The following is a 3,235-nucleotide window of genomic DNA, read 5'->3' on the forward strand; positions in this document are numbered from 1 at the left end:
TTGAGAACCTTCGCCGCATGGGGCATCACTGCCACGGACGGAAACGACTGTCCGGGGGCAGACCGCAAAAGTTTTTGCCTGCTTTTGGGCAAAAAGTTTTGCGGGATGTACATTTCACCCCTGGACTGGCGGAGACGGTTGTGGCTGTCTTTGCCCCCGGCGACAGGGGCTTAAACAGGTGAATGGCACCGGACAGAACAACGGGCAGGGACCCGCCGCAACGACGGAGAGCGCGTGCGCGAAACGGCGTTGCCCCTTACATCCCGGCGGCCTTTTGCCGGGATGCCAGGAGCGCAGGCCACGGCGCGACAAGGGTGGCGCGACCGGAACGGTCGCTGCAAGCCCGGGGTTTTCACGCATCGGACCGTAGCGACAGCCCGAAACCGCGCCAGCGGGTTCGGCGGAGGAAGTCGCTTAACGTATTGTTTTACATTGATAAAACCAGCTATCCCATTAGCTGTAGCCTACCGGGACAGGCGCTGCCGGCAACGGCGGGGTCTGAAGCTCCCGGGACAACGAGAGCCGGGCGTCAGCCCGGGTAAAGCCCCGTGAGGGGCTTTACCTTGCTGCAAGCATCATGTGGCAGGAGAGCAAGGCTGGTCAGAAGGGTTAACACATGTGAACTGTTGATAAACACCGTTATCGGCAACAGGCCAAAGATGCTGACAGGCCTGAACCAAAAGGTACGGGGTCCGGTTGCTACCTCGCGCACAGGGAGCACATGGGCGCAGAGACCCCCGGTGAAGAGACAGAACCCGCCCTGACCCTCTGTATGTTAAGCGGAACCTGGTAAACCCGTATCGCTGCCTTACAGGCAGGTGAACCGTAAGGAACACTGTAGGCGGTGCGGGCAGAGGAGGACGGAAAAAGCAAATGCCCGGTTGTAATGACCGGGATACGGGGCAGGTTCCCCGACGCGAAAGCGGGCAGACTTCCGTCTGGTCTTTAATTGCATGAAAAGCTGTAAAGCAGTCAAAAGGATATCAGCGAGATGAATACACACATCAGTGTGTCCACGATACCCCACCCGACAGGCTGGCACACCATAGACTGGAAAGCATGCCATGCCCGGGTGCGAAAGCTACAGTTACGGATTGCAAAGGCAACCCGACAGCAACAATGGCGGCAGGTCAGAGAACTACAGCGCATCCTCACCCGCTCATTCTCCGGCAAAGCCGTGGCTGTCAGGCGTGTAACTGAAAATACCGGTAAAAGGACACCCGGTATTGACGGAAAAATATGGCACACACCGAAGGAGAAATGGGAAGGAATATGCAGCCTGAATCTGTGTGGTTACAGGCCACAGCCACTACGGCGAATACATATCCCAAAATCAAACGGCAAAACGCGACCGCTGGGCATACCCACAATGAGGGACCGGGCCATGCAGGCACTGTGGCTGCTGGCTCTGGAACCCGTATCCGAGACCACTGCTGACCATAACAGCTATGGTTTCAGACCAATGCGCAGCACGCATGACGCCATTGAGTCCATTTTTCTGCGGATGAGCCAGAAAGTATCGCCCAAATGGATACTGGAGGGCGATATTAAAGGGTGTTTCGATAACATCAGCCATGACTGGCTGCTTTCCCATATTCCGATGGACAGGAGACTGCTTAAAAAATGGTTGAAAGCAGGTTACATGGAAAGAGGCGTGTTTAACCATACGAACAGCGGGACACCGCAGGGAGGCATCATATCCCCTGTTCTCGCCAACATGGCTCTGGACGGACTGGAGAAGGAACTGATGCAAACGTTCAGGAAAAGTGGTTATCACAGTGCAAAGCACCAGGTGAATTATGTGAGATATGCTGATGATTTCATCTGTTCAGGCAGCTCCCGTGAATTGCTGGAAAATGAGGTCAGACCACTGATTGCAGCTTTCATGCGCGAACGAGGGCTGGAACTGTCGGAAGAAAAAACCGCGATTACACATATAGATAAAGGCTTCGACTTTTTAGGGCAGAACGTCAGGAAGTACAACGGTAAAATGCTGATTAAACCGTCGAAGAAAAACCTGAAGAACTTCCTCTGTAAAGTCAGAGAAATAATTAAACGCAATCCGACGCTCCCGGCATGGAAACTGATAGGCCAGCTAAACCCGGTAATCCGGGGATGGGCTACCTATCACCGACACGTCGTGGCGAAAGAAACATTTAATTATGTCGACACCCAAATCTGGCGAGCTATATGGCGATGGTGTGTAAGAAGGCACCCCCGAAAAGGATTGCGGTGGATCGCCGGACGATACTTCTCCTTTGAAGGCAGGCGCTGGATCTTTAAAGCCATAACCCCGGAAGGGAAAATTCTGACTCTCTTCCGGGCAATGGAAACACCGATAAAGCGCCATATAAAAATCAAAGGCGAAGCAACACCATACACCCCCGGAATGGAAATCTACTTTGAACGTCGTCTGGATCTAATCTGGAAAGGCAAATCAAAGAAGATGAAGACAGTAGTTCAACTCTGGAAGAGGCAGGGGAAACACTGTCCGCAGTGCGGACAACCCATAACCAACCAGACCGGATGGAATATACATCACCGGATCAGGAAAGTTATGGGCGGCAGTGACGAACTGACCAATCTCGAGTTGTTACATCCGAACTGCCACCGACAGTTACACAGCAGGGAAGCCGGTGCTCACCGAAAGCACTTATAAAGGCTTGAGCGGAGTGCGGGGAAACTCGCACGCTCCGTTCTTAGGGGGCGGCGGCGCAGCAATGTGCCGCTGCTACCCGACCCGGCAGACAGAACAACACTGCAGTAGTCAGAATCAGAGCAGCAGATAAAGGAACAACAACATCAGGAACAGTTCCATAACATAAGAAAGAAATCTTTTGCCGGGATGCCAGGAGCGCAGGCCACGGCGCGACAGAGGCGGCGCGACCGGAACGGTCGCTGCAAGCCAGGGGTTTTCACGCATCGGACCGTAGCGACAGCCCGAAACCGCGCCAGCGGGTTCGGCGGAGACTGGCAGGTGCGCCAGCAGCTGCCTGTCGGAGTCGGGCCTGACGACCGGATGCCGCCAGGCAGCCGGGAGCCGAAGGTGCGCCCGGCAGACAGGACAACACTGCAGTAGTCAGAATCAGAGCAGCAGGAAAAAGAAGAACAGTAGCAGTAGCAGTAGCAGTAGCAGTAGCAGGAACAACAACATCAGTAACAGACAAATGACAGGCATGAAGAAACAGAAGCCCCCATCAGAACGTCCGCGTAATGAAAGGGGCGGCGCGTGAGC

General features: G+C 54.5%; 1 protein-coding gene and 4 pseudogenes. 4 read left to right on the forward strand and 1 reads right to left on the reverse strand.

Going from position 1 to position 3,235, the window contains the following annotated elements; all coding sequences use genetic code 11:
* A pseudogene (locus tag FTE26_RS20090) lies at positions 1-113 on the reverse strand (single-stranded DNA-binding protein); the annotation flags it as partial.
* Between the two features lie 69 nt (positions 114-182).
* On the opposite strand from FTE26_RS20090, the pseudogene FTE26_RS10345 reads away from it, so the two are divergent.
* The 4 genes and pseudogenes from FTE26_RS10345 to FTE26_RS20295 form a co-directional block, all read left to right on the forward strand.
* A pseudogene (locus FTE26_RS10345) lies at positions 183-355 on the forward strand (hypothetical protein); the annotation flags it as partial.
* A gap of 636 nt (positions 356-991) precedes the next feature.
* The gene (gene ltrA / locus FTE26_RS10350; protein ID WP_012372796.1) at positions 992-2,659 is read left to right on the forward strand and encodes a group II intron reverse transcriptase/maturase; all 1,668 of its coding nucleotides are present in this window, start codon (positions 992-994) and stop codon (positions 2,657-2,659) included.
* Between the two features lie 175 nt (positions 2,660-2,834).
* Positions 2,835-2,916 (forward strand): annotated as a pseudogene (locus tag FTE26_RS20290) (hypothetical protein); the annotation flags it as partial.
* A gap of 164 nt (positions 2,917-3,080) precedes the next feature.
* Positions 3,081-3,233, forward strand: a pseudogene (locus FTE26_RS20295) (hypothetical protein); the annotation flags it as partial.
* Positions 3,234-3,235: the final 2 nt, after the last annotated feature.

The sequence above is a fragment of the Escherichia sp. S10b genome (genome assembly GCF_028421345.1).
GTDB lineage: Bacteria > Pseudomonadota > Gammaproteobacteria > Enterobacterales > Enterobacteriaceae > ECMA0423.

Coding starts and splice junctions, on each gene's coding strand:
- ltrA (WP_012372796.1), top strand. CDS start 992: ATGAATACACACATCAGTGTGTCCACGATACCCCACCCGACAGGCTGG.